This window comes from Shinella zoogloeoides (genome assembly GCF_003574625.1).
Lineage (GTDB): Bacteria > Pseudomonadota > Alphaproteobacteria > Rhizobiales > Rhizobiaceae > Shinella > Shinella zoogloeoides_A.
The window spans coordinates 174324-191448 of sequence record NZ_QNUJ01000006.1; the positions used below are offsets into that span (position 1 = coordinate 174324).

General features: G+C 64.4%; 15 protein-coding genes. 7 read left to right on the plus strand and 8 right to left on the minus strand.

What is annotated here, in order from left to right; all coding sequences use genetic code 11:
* Positions 1–87: 87 nt before the first annotated feature.
* The 6 genes from DSD28_RS13645 to DSD28_RS13670 all read right to left on the minus strand — a co-directional run bounded on the left by DSD28_RS13645 (position 88) and on the right by DSD28_RS13670 (position 5961).
* A complete protein-coding gene (locus DSD28_RS13645; protein ID WP_119256958.1) occupies positions 88–1413 on the minus strand; it encodes an aspartate aminotransferase family protein in 1326 nt (441 codons plus the stop codon).
* A 160-nt stretch (positions 1414–1573) separates the two neighbouring features.
* Positions 1574–1909 carry an ArsR/SmtB family transcription factor gene (locus tag DSD28_RS13650; RefSeq protein ID WP_119256959.1) on the minus strand — a complete coding sequence of 112 codons (336 nt, stop codon included), beginning with the start codon at positions 1907–1909 and terminating at the stop codon, positions 1574–1576.
* 182 nt (positions 1910–2091) lie between these two features.
* A complete protein-coding gene (locus tag DSD28_RS13655; RefSeq protein WP_119256960.1) occupies positions 2092–2856 on the minus strand; it encodes a HugZ family protein in 765 nt (254 codons plus the stop codon).
* 84 nt (positions 2857–2940) lie between these two features.
* On the minus strand, positions 2941–3984 hold the full coding sequence (gene choV / locus DSD28_RS13660; protein ID WP_119256961.1) for a choline ABC transporter ATP-binding protein: 1044 nt from the start codon (positions 3982–3984) through the stop codon (positions 2941–2943).
* Positions 3981–4856 carry a choline ABC transporter permease subunit gene (gene choW / locus DSD28_RS13665; RefSeq protein ID WP_119256962.1) on the minus strand — a complete coding sequence of 292 codons (876 nt, stop codon included), beginning with the start codon at positions 4854–4856 and terminating at the stop codon, positions 3981–3983. Before choW ends, choV begins: the two co-directional genes overlap by 4 nt.
* A gap of 145 nt (positions 4857–5001) precedes the next feature.
* Positions 5002–5961, minus strand: coding sequence for a choline ABC transporter substrate-binding protein (locus tag DSD28_RS13670; RefSeq protein ID WP_119256963.1), 960 nt, complete (start codon positions 5959–5961; stop codon positions 5002–5004).
* Positions 5962–6189: 228 nt separating this feature from the next.
* Here DSD28_RS13670 and DSD28_RS13675 point away from each other — a divergent pair, with 228 nt between their 5' ends.
* The 7 genes from DSD28_RS13675 to DSD28_RS13710 all read left to right on the plus strand — a co-directional run bounded on the left by DSD28_RS13675 (position 6190) and on the right by DSD28_RS13710 (position 15561).
* Positions 6190–6777 carry a thymidine kinase gene (locus DSD28_RS13675; protein ID WP_119256964.1) on the plus strand — a complete coding sequence of 196 codons (588 nt, stop codon included), beginning with the start codon at positions 6190–6192 and terminating at the stop codon, positions 6775–6777.
* Positions 6778–6969: 192 nt separating this feature from the next.
* Positions 6970–8058, plus strand: a complete 1089-nt coding sequence (locus tag DSD28_RS13680; protein ID WP_119256965.1) for a hypothetical protein — start codon at positions 6970–6972, stop codon at positions 8056–8058.
* A 187-nt stretch (positions 8059–8245) separates the two neighbouring features.
* On the plus strand, positions 8246–9394 hold the full coding sequence (locus DSD28_RS13690; RefSeq protein WP_119256967.1) for a hypothetical protein: 1149 nt from the start codon (positions 8246–8248) through the stop codon (positions 9392–9394).
* A 1-nt stretch (position 9395) separates the two neighbouring features.
* Positions 9396–11306: an AAA family ATPase gene (locus DSD28_RS13695; protein ID WP_119256968.1), complete on the plus strand. Its 1911-nt coding sequence runs from the start codon at positions 9396–9398 to the stop codon at positions 11304–11306.
* A gap of 10 nt (positions 11307–11316) precedes the next feature.
* Entirely contained in the window at positions 11317–12618 is a 1302-nt protein-coding gene (locus DSD28_RS13700; RefSeq protein ID WP_119256969.1) for a DUF6638 family protein, read from the plus strand.
* Positions 12611–13762 carry a DUF2333 family protein gene (locus DSD28_RS13705; protein ID WP_119256970.1) on the plus strand — a complete coding sequence of 384 codons (1152 nt, stop codon included), beginning with the start codon at positions 12611–12613 and terminating at the stop codon, positions 13760–13762. The genes DSD28_RS13700 and DSD28_RS13705 overlap by 8 nt, the downstream gene beginning before the upstream one ends.
* Positions 13763–13881: 119 nt before the next feature.
* Positions 13882–15561 carry a formate--tetrahydrofolate ligase gene (locus DSD28_RS13710; RefSeq protein ID WP_119256971.1) on the plus strand — a complete coding sequence of 560 codons (1680 nt, stop codon included), beginning with the start codon at positions 13882–13884 and terminating at the stop codon, positions 15559–15561.
* 36 nt (positions 15562–15597) lie between these two features.
* On the opposite strand, the gene DSD28_RS13715 is transcribed toward DSD28_RS13710, so the two are convergent.
* Both DSD28_RS13715 and DSD28_RS13720 read right to left on the minus strand, forming a co-directional pair.
* Positions 15598–16104, minus strand: coding sequence for a DUF1993 domain-containing protein (locus DSD28_RS13715; RefSeq protein ID WP_119256972.1), 507 nt, complete (start codon positions 16102–16104; stop codon positions 15598–15600).
* A 103-nt stretch (positions 16105–16207) separates the two neighbouring features.
* Complete coding sequence (locus DSD28_RS13720; RefSeq protein ID WP_348627921.1) at positions 16208–16864, minus strand: extensin-like domain-containing protein; 657 nt, start codon at positions 16862–16864, stop codon at positions 16208–16210.
* Positions 16865–17125 lie beyond the last annotated feature (261 nt).

The window sequence follows — 17125 nt, forward strand, 5'->3', positions numbered from 1 at the left end:
GAGGGTGAGGGGCAAGAGCCATCCCGTACCGGCGAGAAACATGAATGGCGGCCGGAGCCGCCATTTCCGTCTGCCCGGCATGCCGGATCAGATATTGTTCTGCAGGACCTCGCGCAGCTTGCCGAACAGTTCGTCGATCTGCGGCTTCTCGATGATGAGCGGCGGGGAGAGGGCGATGATGTCGCCCGTCGTGCGGATGAGCAGGCCCTTCTCATAGGCCTTGAGGAAGGCGTTGAAGGCGCGCTTGGTCGGCTCGCCGGGGATGGAGGCGAGTTCGACGGCGCCGATCAGGCCGACATTGCGGATGTCGATGACGTTCGGGCAATCCTTCAGCGAGTGCAGGCCCTCTTCCCAATAGGAGGCAAGCTCGCTGGCGCGGGTCAGAAGGCCCTCTTCCTTGTAGGTGTCGAGGGTGCCGAGGGCGGCGGCGCAGGCGATCGGGTTGCCGGAATAGGTATAGCCGTGGAAGAACTCGATCATGTGTTCCGGGCCGTTCATGAAGGCGTCGTGGATTTCCGACGTCACGAAGACCGCGCCCATCGGGATCACGCCGTTGGTGAGGCCCTTGGCGGTGGTGATGATATCCGGCTTCACGTCGAAATACTGCGCGGCGAAGGGCGCGCCGAGGCGGCCGAAGCCGGTAATGACTTCGTCGAAGATCAGGAGGATGCCGTGCTGTGTGCAGATCTCGCGCAGCTTCTGGAGGTAGCCCTTCGGCGGGATGAGGACGCCCGTCGAGCCGGCGACCGGTTCGACGATGACGGCCGCGATGGTCGAGGCGTCATGCAGGGTGATGATGCGCTGGAGTTCGCTGGCAATGTCGCCGCCATGCTCCGGCTCGCCGCGCGAGAAGGCGTTCTTGTCCGGGAAGTGGGTGTGCGGCATGTGGTCGACGCCGGTCAGCAGCGTGCCGAACATCTTGCGGTTGGAGACGATGCCGCCGACGGAGATGCCGCCGAAATTGACGCCGTGATAGCCGCGCTCGCGGCCGACCAGGCGGAAGCGCGAGCCGTCGCCCTTGGCGCGGTGATAGGCGAGCGCCACCTTCAGCGCGGTCTCGACCGATTCGGAACCGGAATTGGTGTAGAGGACGTGGTCCATGCCTTCCGGGGCGATGTCGACGAGGCGGTTGGCGAGCTCGAAGGCCTTGGGATGGCCGAGCTGGAAGGCGGGCGCATAGTCGAGCTCGCCGGCCTGCTCGCGGATCGCCTCGGTGATCTTCGGCCGGCAGTGGCCGGCATTCACGCACCACAGGCCCGCCGTGCCGTCGAGTACCTGGCGGCCGTCATGGGTGGTGTAGTACATGTCCTTGGCGCCGACGAAAAGGCGCGGCTCCTTCTTGAACTGTCGGTTCGCCGTGAAGGGCATCCAGAAGGCGCGCAGATCGTTGGGGGTGTTGAGGCGGTTGGACATGCGATCTCTCCCACGGCCATTGAATGCGGGGGCCGTCCCGGCTGGTATTTTTACCCGATGGTCAAATTAGCAAGGCAGTGGGGGGCGTCAAGCAGCCCTTTGACGGCGAAACGCCCCGAATGGGCATTCGGGGCGTCGCGAATCACCGGCCGGGAAGAGATCAGGCGATGCGGAGCTTCTTTTCCGCGGCGGCGCCGGCCTTCTTGTAGATGCGGTCCAGCGAGTCGAGGATGGTCATGACCGCATCCGACTTGCTGGAATAATAGATGGTCTGGGCGTCGCGGCGCGTGGTCACGAGATTCTGCGCGCGCAGCTTCGACAGGTGCTGCGAAAGGGCGGACTGGCTGAGTCCGACCTGGTTTGCCAGTGCACCGACGGCGATCTCGCCTTCCACCAGAACCTTGAGGATGAGCAGGCGCTTGGGATTCGCCATGGCGGAAAGGAAATCGGATGCGACCTCGGCCTGTGCGTGCTCTGCGTCTGAAATCTTGTCCATTTGAAACTCCTTTGGGCGTTTCCGCTTCAAAACTTGTGCTTTTATGTGAATCCGCTTGTTAGCATATAAGCAAAACCCTTCCCATCAAGTGGCAAGAAATCAGGGGTCGGGGTGCACGCAATGCTATAAGTTTCTTCTCCAAAAACGATAGACGCGAACAGTGGATTCATGCGCTCTGCGGATCAGCCCGTTGCTCTTGCCTCGCGGAGCAAACGTGCCAACTCGCTGCGAAGTTCCTTCGCGTCTTCAAGTTCATGTGAATATTCGAAACGTCTTAACTTGTCACTGCTCGCGAGGTCGATTCCCGCCGCATCGAGGCCGACGATGATCCATTCGCCGTCCCTGGCGCCGCAATAGTGGCGCGCATAAACATTCGCGGCTTCCGCATGGTCGCTGTTCATGTGCTCGACGGCGCCGGTTTCCATCGCGGCGAGGGCCGCGCGGGCGGGGGAGCGAATCAGGAGGTCTTCGGCCGTCAGCAGGAAGGCCTTGCCGAAACCGCCATTGAGGAAGGCGCGCTGCGGCACGAGGCGGAAGAAGGTGAAGTCGGGGAAATCGACATAGAGCTTGGCCTTGGGATGACGGCGGATGAAACGTTCGCGCAGCGCCGCGCGCGCCTCGCTTTCGCGCGGGATTTCCTCGGCCTCGCAGATGACGGTGAGGCGCGGATGGGCGAGGGGATCACCCTTGCCGGGCTCGCCGGCCAGCAGCGAGGCCCGCCTGTCGGCCCTCAGCGCCTGGGTGTGAACCGAAAGGGCGGAGACGAGGATGACGGGCGTTCCGTCGGTGTCGGTCCCCGTCAGGGTGCGGCTTGCAAAGGGGGCGCCAGTTTCCGGCTCCAGCACGGCGAGCGCGCAGCTTCGCGCCGAGCGCAGCAGGGTGCGGGCGAGGCGGCGGGCGTCGTCGTCCGTTTCGCGCAGAACGCTGGGCTTGTCCTTCTCGGTCATGGTCTTCGGCTCCCGCTTGCGGCAATGAAAAAGGCAGCGCCCGTCAAGGGGCGCCGCCCTGTCTAGCCTTATCGGCGGCCGCTGTCAGCCGCGCCGGCGGTGCCGCGTCAATCCGTTCACGATATCCTGTGCGTTGATCGTGCCGATCACCGTGCCGTTGTCGACGACGCCGACATGGCCGGGCGTGCGGGCCATGGCGTCGAGCACGTCGACGAGCGGGGTCTGCGGCGTGGCGGTCGCCGTCACGCCGCCATTGTCGCCGGAGGCGCCGGGCTGCATGACGTCGCCGGCCGTCAGCATGTTGATCGGGTTCATGTTCTGCACGAAGTCCGCGACATACTGGTTGGCCGGGCTCCTGACGATCTCCTGCGGCGTGCCGCACTGGATGATCCGCCCGCCTTCCATGATGGCGATGCGGTTGCCGATGCGGAAGGCCTCGTCGAGGTCGTGGCTGACGAAGATGATGGTCTTCTTCAGCCGGCGCTGGAATTCCAGCAGCTCGTCCTGCAGGCGCGTGCGGATCAGCGGGTCGAGCGCGGAGAACGGCTCGTCCATGAGCAGGATCGGCGCGCCGGTGGCAAAGGCGCGGGCAAGGCCGACGCGCTGCTGCATGCCGCCCGACAGCTCGTTCACCTTGCGGTCCGCCCATTTGGCGAGGTTGACCAACTCGAGCTGCTCGGCGACGCGCGCCTTGCGCTCGCTGTCCGGCACGCCGGCAAGCTCCAGGCCGAAGCCGACATTGTCCGCGACGGTGCGCCAGGGCAGCAGCGCGAACTGCTGGAACACCATGGAGACGGTGTGCATTCGGAAGTCGCGCAGCGCCTTCTGCGTCGCCCCGTAGGGATCGACGCTGCTGCTGCCGGCCTTGACCTCCACCTCGCCGCGCACCACCGGGGCGAGCCCGTTGACGGCGCGCAGCAGCGTCGATTTGCCGGAGCCGGAAAGGCCCATCAGCACGAGGATCTCGCCCTCGGTGATCGACAGTGTCGCGTCGGCGACGCCGAGCACGAGCCCGGTTTCCGCGCCGATCTCGTCGCGCGATTTGCCGGCGTCGGCCAGTGCAAGCGCTCTTTGCGGATTGTCGCCGAAGATGATGGAGACGTTCTTGAAGACGACGGCGTCGGTCATTTTGCGTCTCCTTCGTCGGAGGAGCGGAACAGGCGGTCGAGGATGATCGCGAGGATCACGATACAGAGGCCGGCCTCGAAGCCCATGGAGATGTTCACGGTGTTGAGCGCGCGCACCACCGGAACGCCGAGGCCTTTGGCGCCGACCAGCGCGGCGATGACCACCATCGACAGCGAGAGCATGATGGTCTGCGTCAGGCCCGCCATGATCTGCGGCATGGCGAAGGGCAGCTCCACCTTGCGCAGCACCTGGCCGGGCGTCGCGCCGAAGGCCTGGGCGGCCTCCACCAGCGAGGGCGGCGTCGAGATGATGCCGAGGCGCGTGAGGCGGATCGGCGCGGGGATGGCGAAGATCACGGTGGCGATCAGGCCCGGCACCATGCCGAGGCCGAAGAGGATGAGCGCCGGGATCAGGTAGACGAAGGTCGGGATCGTCTGCATGAGGTCGAGGATCGGCCGCAGGATCGAGTAGAACCACGGCCGGCGCGCGGCGGCGATGCCGAGCGGCACGCCGACGACCATGCTGACGCCGGTCGCCGCCAGCACGAGCGCCAGCGTTTCCGTCGTCTCCTTCCAGTAGCCCTGGTTCACGATGAGCAGCAGGCCGAGGAAGGTGAAGACGGCGACGCCGAGCGAGCGGCGGAAATACCAGCTCACCCCCGTCACGAGGACGATGAGGAACAGCGCATAGGCGAGCTTGCCGCCGGGGCTGGTGATGAACGGTCCCTGCAGGAGGACGAGCAGGGCGTCGATGCCGGCCTGCAGGAAGACCTTCAGGAAATCGAACAGGCCCTTGCCGTTCGTCGTCAGCCAGCTGACGACGTCCTTGGCGATCGGGCCGATCGGAATTTTTGAGACGGTGAGCCAATCCACGGCAGCAAGCCCCTGGCTGAAAGTTGACGATACGCAGCGGGTTCCGAAAAATCCGGATTCAAGTCTCTTCGAAACGTCTGCGGGAAGGGCAGTATCCGGAGAGAAGAAGGGCGGGAAAGTTTCCTCCCCGCCCTATTCTTGCCTATTAGAGACCCAGCGCGGCCTTCGCGGCGGGCAGGGCCTCGCCGCTGCCGTCCTTGGTCGTCACGCCGGCGAGCCACGGCTCGATGGCTGCCGGATTGGCCTTCAGCCATTCCGTCGCTGCGGCTTCCGGATCCTGGCCGTCGTTCAGGATCTTGCCCATGATCTGGTTTTCCATTTCCAGCGAGAACTTGAGGTTCTGCAGGAACTTTCCGACGTTCGGGCATTCGGTGGTGTAGCCCTGGCGCACGTTGGTGTAGATCGTCGCGCCGCCGAAGTTCGGCCCGAAGATGTCGTCGCCGCCGGTAAGGTAGGTCAGCTTGAAGTTGGCGTTCATCGGGTGGGGTTCCCAGCCGAGGAAGACGATCGGCGCGCCTTCCTGCTCGGCGCGGGCGACTTCCGCCAGCATGCCTTGCTCGGAGGATTCGACGACCTCGAAGCCCGAGAGGTCGAACTTGCCGGCCGAGACCATGTCGATGATCAGGCGGTTGCCGTCATTGCCGGGCTCGATGCCGTAGATCTTGGAGCCGAGCGCGTCCTTCTGCTTGGCGATGTCGCCGAAGTCCTTGATGCCGAGCTCGGCGCCCTTGGCATTGGTCGCGAGCGTGTACTTCGCGCCCTCGAGGTTCTCGCGCACGGTCTCGACCGTGCCGTTGTCGCGGAACGGCTTGATGTCGGCTTCCATGGTCGGCATCCAGTTGCCGAGGAAGACGTCGATGTCCTTGTTGCCGAGCGAGGTATAGGTGACCGGAACCGAAAGCACGGTGACTTCCGTCTCGTAGCCGAGGCTCTTGAGGATGGTGGTCGCGGTCGCGGTGGTGGCGGTGATATCGGTCCAGCCCACGTCCGAGAACCGGACCTTGCCACAGCTTTCCGCTTCGGCGGCCGAAACGTTGGCAACGCCGAGGGCGAGGACGGATGCGGCAGCGGCAAGGAGTATCTTCAATGGTGATGCAGTCTTCATGTTTTTGCTCCCCTTATGACTATGTTTTAGCCAATCATCAAAACGACATGCTTTCAAGCGCCTTGGCGTAGCCCGAAGCCTCTGAAAGGTCCAATAAATTTCGGCCCTGTTCGCAATTTTGCACATGGATGTCGCAACGGATGGGCCCCTTTGTTTTCTGTGGTTTTCAGGCCTTTGCGGCTGGAAAAACGCGTCCCGCCGGGCCATGACGCGGGAACGGAGAAAATCATGGCCAAGCTCTATTTCAGTTACGCGACGATGAACGCGGGCAAGTCGACGCTGCTCCTGCAGGCGTCCTACAACTATCGCGAACGCGGCATGCGCACGGCGATCTTCATCGCCGCCTTCGACGACCGCGCCGGGCAGGGCCGCATCTCCTCGCGCATCGGCCTTTCCTCGGACGCCATCGCCTTCGACCGCAGCGACGACCTCTATCGGCATATCGAGACCCTCAACGGCGACGGCGGAGAGGAGATCGCCTGCATCTTCGTCGACGAGGCGCAGTTCCTTACCGAGGCGCAGGTCTGGCAACTCGCCCGCGTCGCCGACCGGTTGCATATCCCCGTCATGGCCTATGGCCTGCGCACGGATTTCCAGGGCAAGCTCTTTCCGGGCTCGCAGGCGCTGCTCGCCCTTGCCGACGAGCTGCGCGAGGTGCGCACCATCTGCCATTGCGGCCGCAAGGCGACGATGGTCGTGCGCCTCGGTGCCGACGGCAAGGTGGTGAAGGAGGGCGCGCAGGTGGAGATCGGCGGCAACGACAAATACGTTTCCTATTGTCGCCGGCACTGGGACGACATCATGCAGGCCGATTGAGGCGGGTACGGCCGTTCGGGCCGTGCGGCGAAAAAATTCCCCGGCCATCTTGCGGTGCGTCGGCCGTGTCCCACATGTTCTGCGGGAAAACCCTCGGGCGGGTTCCTGTCCGTCCGAAATCGTATAGTGTCGCCGCGATGGAATAAATCGGGCGGCGCGGACGTCTGCCGTTGAGAGTGCAAGGGGACAAGAATGGCCACACTTCAGAATTTCGATGCGGAGATCGACAAGACCCGCAGTGTCGTCAACGAGATGCGCGGCAAGCTTGAACAGTCCGGCATCGTGCTGGAACAGTTCGCCAAGGCGGACACCAAGCTCGGCGACGTCAATTTCGACATCGAGAATGCGCGCATCCAGGATGTCATCGCCCAGCAGAAGGTGATGGAGGGCAATATCGCCGACCTCATCATCGGACTGGAGGATGCGACGAATATCTTCGGCACCGAATTCGAGAGCATGAAGAGCTATTCGGGCTACGAGAAGTTCATCGGCATCTTCTCCAAGCAGAAGATGCAGCGCATGCGCACCGATCGCGTGCGTAACATGTCGCTCGCCGGCAATCTGCAGGAACTACTCTCCAAGTCCGACACGATCGTCGGCATCCTCAAGGAGCAGAAGTCGATCCTCGACCAGCGCTACAAGACCTCCGAGACGAGCCTCGTGCAGGTGATCGAGCGCCGCAAGGGCACGATGTCGAACCTGGAGGCGACGCAGAAGCGCATCGAGGAGCTGAACCCGCTCCTCATGGACCTCGAGAACCGCATCGCCGCCTCGACGGACCAGAAGACCCGCACGGACCTGGAAGGCGAGCGTTCGGCGCTGGCGACCGAATACAACCAGATGCAGGCGAAGGAGCAGGAGCTTCTGGCCGAGAGCCAGACGCTGGAGCGCTACAGCTCGATGTTCCAGACCTTCGTCGATTCGCTCAACAACCAGATCGCCGCGCAGAACACGCTGATCAACAAGCTGACCATCGATACCGAGCAGCGCATCGTGCTCTACAAGGCGCTGGAGGATTCGCTGAAGACGGCGGCGCAGCAGGACGTCGCCCACAAGATCAACACGCTCGGCTCGCAGGTCGATACCGCCGCGGAAGAGACCATGGCCGGCATCGGCTCGGCCGCCCAGCGCCATATCGGCGACCTTCTGGAGATGCACGAGAAGAACATGCTGGCGACGCAGGATATCCAGCGCCGCAAGAAGCTCGCTGACGACGCCTTCGCCCGCCGCTTCCAGACCGTCATGGACAAGCACAATACCGCGAACTACGTGAAGTCGTGATGGTTGCAGGCATGCGATTGCCCCTCACCCTAACCCTCTCCCCGCAGGCGGGGAGAGGGGACGTGCCCCGCGAAAGGTTCTTGCTTGGGGAAAAGAGGGCGGCATATCCCCTTCGCCCCGCTTGCGGGGAGAAGGTGGCCGGTAGGCCGGATGAGGGGCCGCGCTCCGCCTCTAGCGGGAGACTGCCATGAACATCCCCGCCGACAGCGCCGTCGCGCAATATTTCTCCACCATCCGCTCCGCCCTCGGCGGGCTCGAAATCTTCCTCGGCGACCGGAATTCCCCGCTCTACCGCAACAGCGTGGTGGGCGAGGTGGTCATGCCCTATCTCGCCCGGCTGCGGGCGTCCTTCGCCTGCTGGGAGAACCGCATCGGCTTCGTCCAGCAGTTCCGCGTGTCGCGCGCCGAGAGCGGCTTTCCCGTCTTCCAGAACGTGATGGAGCTGGAGAACGACCGGCAGGGGGCGGAAAAGCGCCTTGCCGCCATGCCGAATGCCGATCAGCTCCGTTCGGAAATGGCCGATTTCATCCTGCGGCAGAAGGCCTTTCCGACGGACCTCCAGACGCGCATGGCCGAGCGGCTCTATCTGGAGCAGATCGGCAAGGGCGACATATTCTCGCCCTTCGTGCTGCCGGAGACGATCCGGGTCGCCGTCAATCCGAAGACCATGCGGCCCTATTACGTCGTCTGCTGGGGCGCCTTCGACGGCACCGCGACGCTGCCGATGGTCTATATGGCGACCATCGAGGATTCGAGCGACACTGTCGTCGACATGCTCGTTACCAAGGACGGCAAGCTCAATCAGGACGTCGATATCCCGCTGCCCGTCGGGGGCCTGCTCAATCCCGACCTTGCCAGCCGCTTCGACGATTTCGCGCTGAAGAACAGCGCCTATTCTCTGACGCCGGTGACGATCGCCACCAATCTCGACAGGGATTTCCCGGCGCTGCATCCCAAGCAGCTCCGCCGTATCGTGCTCGGACCGTTCTATTCGGCCGGCATCACCGAGAACAATGCGAAGGTCAACGAGATCCTCTCCAAGGTGCGCAAGCCGGAAAATGCCTGGCTGCTGACCTGGACGGTGCAAGAAGTGTTCTCCAAGGCCGAGCGCCCGGCGCAGAAGGGCTTCTGGAGCTCGACGCCCGCGCAGGAGGAGTTCCACATCGAGACCGACGATCTCGAAGCCGCCCGCATGGGCGTCAGCGCCTACGAGAAACATGCGCTCGTGCCGCACGATGCCTATCAGGCGCTCTATGCCGCCGGCGAGACGCAGGGCATCTTCGGCAGCTACAAGGTGCATGTGATTTCAGGAAACCAGGTAATCACCGAGGGATGAGATGAGCCTCAATGCCGGACTGACGACGATCCACGAGGACGACATCGCCAAGCACCAGGCGATGGCGCAGAGCCTCGTTTCGAAACTCGTCATCCTCGAAAGCGACGACGGCAGGAACGGCACGGCGCTGGCCGGCACTGGCCGCCGCTTCGTCTCCACCGTCTCCACCGCGGGCGCGCGTCGCACGCGCGAGGTGGAGCTGGCAAGGACAATCCAGTCGGTGCGCGCCGCCGATCCGCTCCTTTCGCCGCAGCAGCATGCCGTGCTGTTCCGCGCCCGCCGCGGGCTTCAGGTGGCGCTGGCGGTGACGGACGCCTTTTCCCGCCAGACCGATCTGGAAGGGCTTCAGGCGCGCAATCTCGCCGCGCCGCTGGCCGGCGCCGAGGCCGATCATTTCCGGGCGCTGCTGGCGGCCTCCGCCTATATCGCCGCCTTCACCTTCGCCGCCTATCTCGGCGCGACGCTGCCGGGCGAGGGCGAGCCGGTGGAGGACGGCGGCGAGCCGGATTATCTCTTCGACACGCCGCAGGATGCGCTGAAAAGCATGGTCGCCGGCCTCGACCGCACTCTTGCCGGCGCGCCGGACGATGCGGCGCTCGTCAGCCGCGCCCGCGCCTTCTCGCGCGTTGCCATCGAAGGGCTGATCGGCCGCCGCGCCCGCTTCACCGGCCTTGCCGGCTTCGAGAACGCGCATATCCGCATCGAGCAGGACGATTTCACGCTGTCCGGCTTCGACGTCGCGCCGGGCCAGAAGCGCAAGCCGCTGGTCATGACCTTCAAGAAGCCGAACGAGATCATCGGCAACCATATCGCCAAGTACCAGGCGATGAAGCTCGCCAAGATGCTGATGGCCTACGATTTCGAACGGCAGATGAACCCGTTCGTCGAGCTCGGCGGCTTCCTCTTCACCTTCATCGGCGACGGCATGCCGGGCACGGGCAAGACCATCCTCATCCAGATGCTCGCCGGCCTCGTCAACGACTATTGCCAGGTTGCCGGCTACGCCTTCCATTACGAGAATTTCGGCGTCGACCAGATCTCGTCCTACCAGGGCAAGTCCGGCCAGAACTGCAAGGAATTCGTCAACAACGTCATGAACCCGAAGGCGATCGGCTTCGGCACCATCGACGACGTCGACCAGGTCGCCGCCAAGCGCTCCGACGACCGCGCCTCGGCCGGCCAGCACGAGGTGACGGCGGTGCTGATGGAGAGCTTCGCCGGCGCCTCGACCGTGGTGCGGGGCAACTGCACCTTCGGCATGTTCTCCAACTATCCCGAGAATGTCGACGATGCCCTGCGCCAGCGCGCCGGCGCCCGCTGGCTGGTCGACGGGCCGCAGACCGAGGACGACTATATCGACATCTTCGCGCTGCTCGTCGGCCGGAACCATTCGATCCCGCTCGGCGGGCACACGCTGTTCGAAGGACAGGAGATCCAGCGCGCCGTCTCCAATTCCTACGGCCAGCATGCGCGCCCGCAGGAAGAGGGGCTTCTCGCCGTCTGGGAGCGCCACGAGAAGGAGCACGGCGCGATCCGCACGCTGGAGGATATCGGCGGTTACCTGCACGCCATCAAGGTCGCCGAGCCGCGCTTCACCGGCCGCGCCATCAAGAACATCACCGATGCGATCAAGATGCGCGCCATGGACGTGGAGCTGCCGGACGACTGGTTCGCCACGGCCGATGCCTTCATGCACAGGAGCTACGACGAGAAGAAGGCGATGATCGAGGAGCTGCGCGGGCCGATCACCATGGAAATGGTGCTCCAGGAGATCAACCGCTACGCCGATTCGGAATTCCGCTACACCGACAAATCCGACGACGCCGCCGTCTCCGACATCATCCGCCGCGAACGCCAGCGCGAGAAGGCGGTCCGCGAGATCGAGACGATGAAGGCGGAGGGGCGGTGGTGAGGACGCCCGCATGAAACGCCTCCTCGAAGCCGAATTGATCTACGGGCGGCTGCTGCCGGTCGATGAGCCGCATCTGGTCGAGCGCTACAACAAGGCGCTGGACGGGTTCGGGATGCGGCGTACCGGGCTTTCGAGCTTCCGCATCGACATGACCGGCTTTTCGCCGGAAATCGCCGACGAGCTCGGCGACCGGGACTATCTCGATCCCAACCGGGTCAACCGGCGCTTCGTCATCATGACGCCCGACCAGGTGAACCTGCCGGTGGTGCATACGAGCTTTTCCAACACGGCCGCGCTGATGCACGAGTTCTTCTCTGCCAATGCAAGGGCGATCAACGCGATCACCATCCGCGATGCGCTCTATGGCGAGATCGAGGATTCCGTCTCCGTCGTCAACGATATCGACGACCTGCTCTCGATCAACGAGGTGCGCTTCAGGGTGCTCTCGGCTGAGGACATGCTCGGCAAGGCGGCCGAGCTGCGCGGGCTCGTCGACCGGCTGAAGACCGTGCCCAACGCCTGGGCGGACGACGCGATGCTGAACCGCATGGTGGAACTTGCCAGGCAGACCGGCGACATCCGCCAGAACGCGCTGGTGCCGGACCAGCTCGTCTTCCGCCACGAGGCCTATTGGGCGAACCATTTCGGCGGGGTCTTCGTCTTCCTCGACGACAGGACGACGACGGTGATCTGCGACCCCAGCGTGCCCGGCTTCCGCCGCTCGCGGCCGTGGCAGGTGAGCTACATCGCGCTCGACGATCACCGGCGCATCTTCGATTTCCTCGCCTCCACCAAGCGACTGGAGCTGCCGCGGGCCTCGTGGGTGGAGCCCTCGGGCCTCTTCCAGCACAGGGCGGACATGACCGTCGCCGGCCTCGTCAACCGGAGCGACCCGACCGCCGACCTCGAAAAGGCCGACCGCATCTGGCTGCAGACCTGGATGCATCGCAACGCCGCGCTGGTGGCCGAGGAGGGCACCTATCCCTTCCTGCAGGAGGCGATGCGGACGGTCGCGACGACCGGCGAGATCAAGATCGACGAGGTCGCGCCCGACCGGCGCTTCCTCCTCGTGCGCGCCGCGCCCGACCACCCGGACCAATGGCTGGTCAACCGGCTGATTTCGCAGATGGTTCCCCATGACTTCGTGTCGCGCTTCGTCTTCGACAAGCAGGGCTTCTATTCCGCCTACGAGCACTACAGCGAAAAGTTCCGCGAATACGTTGTTGCGACGTTGACGCGAACCTATCTGCAAGACAAGGCTGCATTCCGCAGGAAACTCTTCGGCATCAGAGAGGACGACCCCAATGCTTGACCCGATCGTCGCCTTCTTCCAGCGCATCTTCGCGGCCATCGGTCGGGGCATCGGCATGGTGATCGCCTGGATCCTCTGGCCCTTCATGACGGTGGCGAACTGGTATCGCGCCCGCGGCTGGATCATCAAGGGGCCGATCGGCATCGCACTCGTCGTGCTTGTCGCCTTCTATGCCTATTTCATCTGGCAGACCCAGGTGTGGAGCGGCTTCAACCCGGACTATGTGAACGCCTACAATCTCGGCCAGCGCAAGCAGGATGCGGGCACCGCTACCGGCGGCACCGCCTCCGCCACGCCGCCGGCGGGCGATCTTGCCGAGCCGGAGCCGAAGACCTGCGTGCGCTCGGCGATCGTTGACGTGACGGCCGACCTCATCGACTTCAACGTCAACCAGAACGCCTGGATCTCCTCCATGCTGCTCTACAAGCTCGGGCTCTTCGGGCTCGACTGGGACAAGACGCCGTGGTTCGACAACAAGGCGTCCTTCCAGCGCGGCGTCAACCAGGCGGTCCGGCGCACGGCGGTGGAACTGGTCGATGCGCTCGGCCGCGTGCGCGGCACCTCCGGCATCAACGCCGACCTCCAGCGCGCCCGCGGCAACCTGCAGTTCGACGAGGAGACCTGGTATTTCGGCTCGGATTCGCTGCTGCCCAAGACGCCGACGCCGAACTACTATCGCACGGCGATGGCGGACCTGCGCAAGTTCAACGCCTCGCTCGAAGCCTGCGACGCCATCTTCGACGGCCGCTCCGACAACCTGATCGAATTCCTCGACCGCATCACCAACGATATCGGCTCGACTTCCGACATTATTCGGAAGCAGTCGGAATTCCAAAATGGCGGCTGGTTCGACACGCGGGCGGACGACCGCTTCTGGTTCGCCTATGGCCAGCTCTACGGTTATTACGGCATCCTCTCGGCTTCCGGCGCCGACTTCGAGGCGGTCATCAAGGCGCGCGGCATCGAGCCCTTGTGGAAGGCGACGATCTCGCAGCTTCGCTCGGCGCTGAAGATCCAGCCGGCCATCATCTCGAACGGCAAGGAAGACGGCTGGATCATGCCGACGCATCTTGCCACTATGGGCTTCTATATCCTGCGCGTGCGCTCGAACCTTGTGGAAATGCGCGACGTGCTGGCACGCTGACAGCAGTGATTTCGCGGGGATTGCGAGCAGCATTCCCCGCCGCCTTTGCGTATTGACCGAATGCCGCCTCCGGGAGAGGAGACCCGGTTGCGGCAGCGATGCTGAGGGGAGCACACCGCATGGCCGACGTGAAATCCGACATCGAAATCGCCCGCGCCGCGAAGAAGCAGCCTATCCTGGAGATCGGCGCGAAGCTTGGTATCCCGCCGGAAGCGCTGCTGCCCTACGGCCACGACAAGGCGAAGATCACCGCCGGCTTCATCGCCGCGCAGAAGGGCAAGCCCGACGGCAGGCTGATCCTCGTCACCGCCATCAACCCGACGCCGGCCGGCGAGGGCAAGACGACGACCACGGTCGGCCTCGGCGACGGGCTCAACCGCATCGGCAGGAAGGCCATCACCTGCATTCGCGAGGCTTCGCTCGGCCCCTGCTTCGGCGTGAAGGGCGGAGCGGCCGGCGGCGGCTACGCGCAGGTGGTGCCCATGGAGGACATGAACCTCCATTTCACCGGCGATTTCCACGCCATCACCTCGGCGCACAACCTGCTCGCCGCGCTGATCGACAACCACATCTACTGGGGCAATGAGCAGAACATCGATACCCGCCGCATCGCCTGGCGGCGCGTGATGGACATGAACGACCGCGCGCTGCGCCAGATCGTCTGCTCGCTCGGCGGCGTCGCCAACGGCTATCCGCGCGAGGCGGGTTTCGACATCACCGTCGCCTCGGAGGTGATGGCGATCCTCTGTCTGTCGATGGACCTCAGGGACCTCGAAAGGCGGCTCGGCAACATCATCATCGGCTACCGGCGCGACAAGTCGCCGGTCTTCGCCCGCGACATCAAGGCGGACGGGGCGATGACGGTGCTGCTCAAGGACGCCATGCAGCCGAACCTCGTGCAGACGCTGGAGAACAACCCGGCCTTCGTGCATGGCGGGCCCTTCGCCAACATCGCCCATGGCTGCAATTCCGTCATCGCCACCACGACGGCGCTGAAGCTTGCCGACTATGTGGTGACGGAGGCCGGTTTCGGCGCCGATCTCGGGGCGGAGAAATTCTTCGACATCAAGTGCCGCAAGGCCGGGCTCAAGCCCGATGCCGCCGTCATCGTCGCGACCGTGCGCGCCATGAAGATGAACGGCGGCGTGAAGAAGGACGATCTCGGCCGGGAGGATGTGGAGGCGGTACGCAAAGGCTGCGCCAATCTCGGCCGGCATGTGCAGAACGTGAAGAAGTTCGGCGTGCCCATCGTGGTCGCCATCAACCATTTCACCTCCGATACCGAGGCGGAAATCCGCGCGGTGCAGGCCTATGTGGAAACGCTCGGCGCCGAGGCGATCCTCTGCCGGCACTGGGCGCTCGGCTCGGCCGGCATCGAAGAGCTGGCGCGCAAGGTGGTGGAGCTTGCCGAATCCGGCCATTCGCAATTCTCGCCGCTCTATCCGGACGAGATGCCGCTTTTCGAGAAGATCGAGACGATCGCCAAGGACATCTACCATGCCGACGCGGTAATCGCCGACAAGACCGTGCGGGCTCAGCTCCATATGTGGGAGCAGCAGGGCTACGGCCGGCTGCCGGTCTGCATGGCCAAGACGCAATATTCCTTCTCGACCGACCCGAACCTGCGCGGCGCGCCCACCGGCCATACCGTGCCGGTGCGCGAGGTGCGCCTGTCCGCGGGCGCCGGCTTCGTCGTGGTCGTCACCGGCGAGATCATGACCATGCCGGGCCTGCCGAAAGTGCCGTCGTCGGAGAGGATCTTCCTCAACGAAGAGGGCCATATCGAAGGCCTCTTCTGAAAGCGGAAGGGGCGCCTTGGGCGCCCCTCGTCGCGGCTACGTACGGCCGAGATAGTCCAGCTTGCCGACGGGAACGCCGTTGTGGCGCAGGATCGCGTAGGCGGTCGTCAGGTGGAAGTAGAAATTCGGAAGCACGAAGGTGAGGAGGTAGTCCTTGCCGGAGGAGCTGAGTTCCCCGCCGCGCGTCTTCAGGACGACGGTGCGCTCGGCCGCGCCCTCGAAGGCGGCTTCCGGCACGGAGGCGAGATAGGCCGTGGTCTTCTCGATGCGGGCGCGCAGGTCGGATAGCGTCGTTTCGTCGTCCGCAAAGCTCGGCGCATCGGTGCCGGTGAGGCGCGCGGCGGCGCCCTTGGCCGTATCGCTCATGCGCTGGACCTGGCCTGCGAGCGAGAGCATGTCCGGCGCAAGGCGCGCATTCACCAGCACTTCCGGCTTGATGTTCTTCTCCTGCGCAAAGGCTTCGGCCTTGTCGAGCAGTTTGGACAGGACGGCGAAACCGCGCTGGAACGCGGGGATGGAGAGTTCGTAGGGCGTGATCGACATGAGGGAACCTCTGCGTGGCGGGATATCGGGCTCTGGGCCGCACTACAGATAGGAGCGGCGAGCGCCTCTTTTCAGGAGCCGCCGAAAATATCGCCGGGGTTCATCACCAGCAGTAGCGGTAGCCGCCGCGCCGTTCCTTCACGTCGAGATGCAGGTGGTTCTGGTGCGCCGCGTCGCTGCCGGGGTCGAGCACCGTCGTGAAATAGAGGCAGGCCGCCTCGGTGATCGCGCGCTGGAAGGCGCCTTCCAGCGTGGAATCCTTGTCCGCCGGGCGGATGGTGAAGGTCTTGCCGCTCTTGAAGGTGAAGCCGGCGATATCGATGGCATTGCCGAAGGCATGTTCGGAAATCCTGCCTTCCGTCGCGCCGTTGCGATTGCGGCAGACATAGGCGGAGGCCTGGGAGAGGCCGGTGATCGTTTCCTGCGGCATGGCGGCCTGAAGCGAAGGCTTCACCGAGCCCTCCAGCCAGCGGGCAAGCTGCAGCGCCGCCTCGCAGCGCACCGTCGCCTGCGGCTCGACCTTGATGCCGCCCGGCAGCTGCTTGAGGAGGACGGGCTTGTCGATGCCGCAGGCCTTGCCGTCCTCGACCTCCGGCGCCTCCTCGAAGCCCACGCCGATCTCCGTCAACGCCTTCCGGCAGGCCGCCTCTTCGCTCGCATCCTCGTGCGGACGCTCGCTGGCCTTCTCCGCTTCCTCGGCGGCCTTGCGCCCCGCCTCCGTTTTCACATCGACCGCCGGGATCTCCTTCTTTTCTTCCACGGGCGCCTGCTCGGGACGTGAAGCGGGTAGCGGACCCTTTTCCGGCAGGTCGGCGGCGCTGGCGAGCATGAGGGGCAGGGCGATGAGGGCGAGGGGGCGAAGGGTGAGAATGGGCTGTCTCCCGCTGAAAAGATCAGCGGGGAAACGCCCGGCAGCGGATTTGGTTGCGCGGATCGGCCAGCCCTGTGCGGTAACTACCAGCTATTACGCGCCTGTACTCAAAGGCATGAAGGTGTAGAAGCCCGCATATATAGCGGGCTT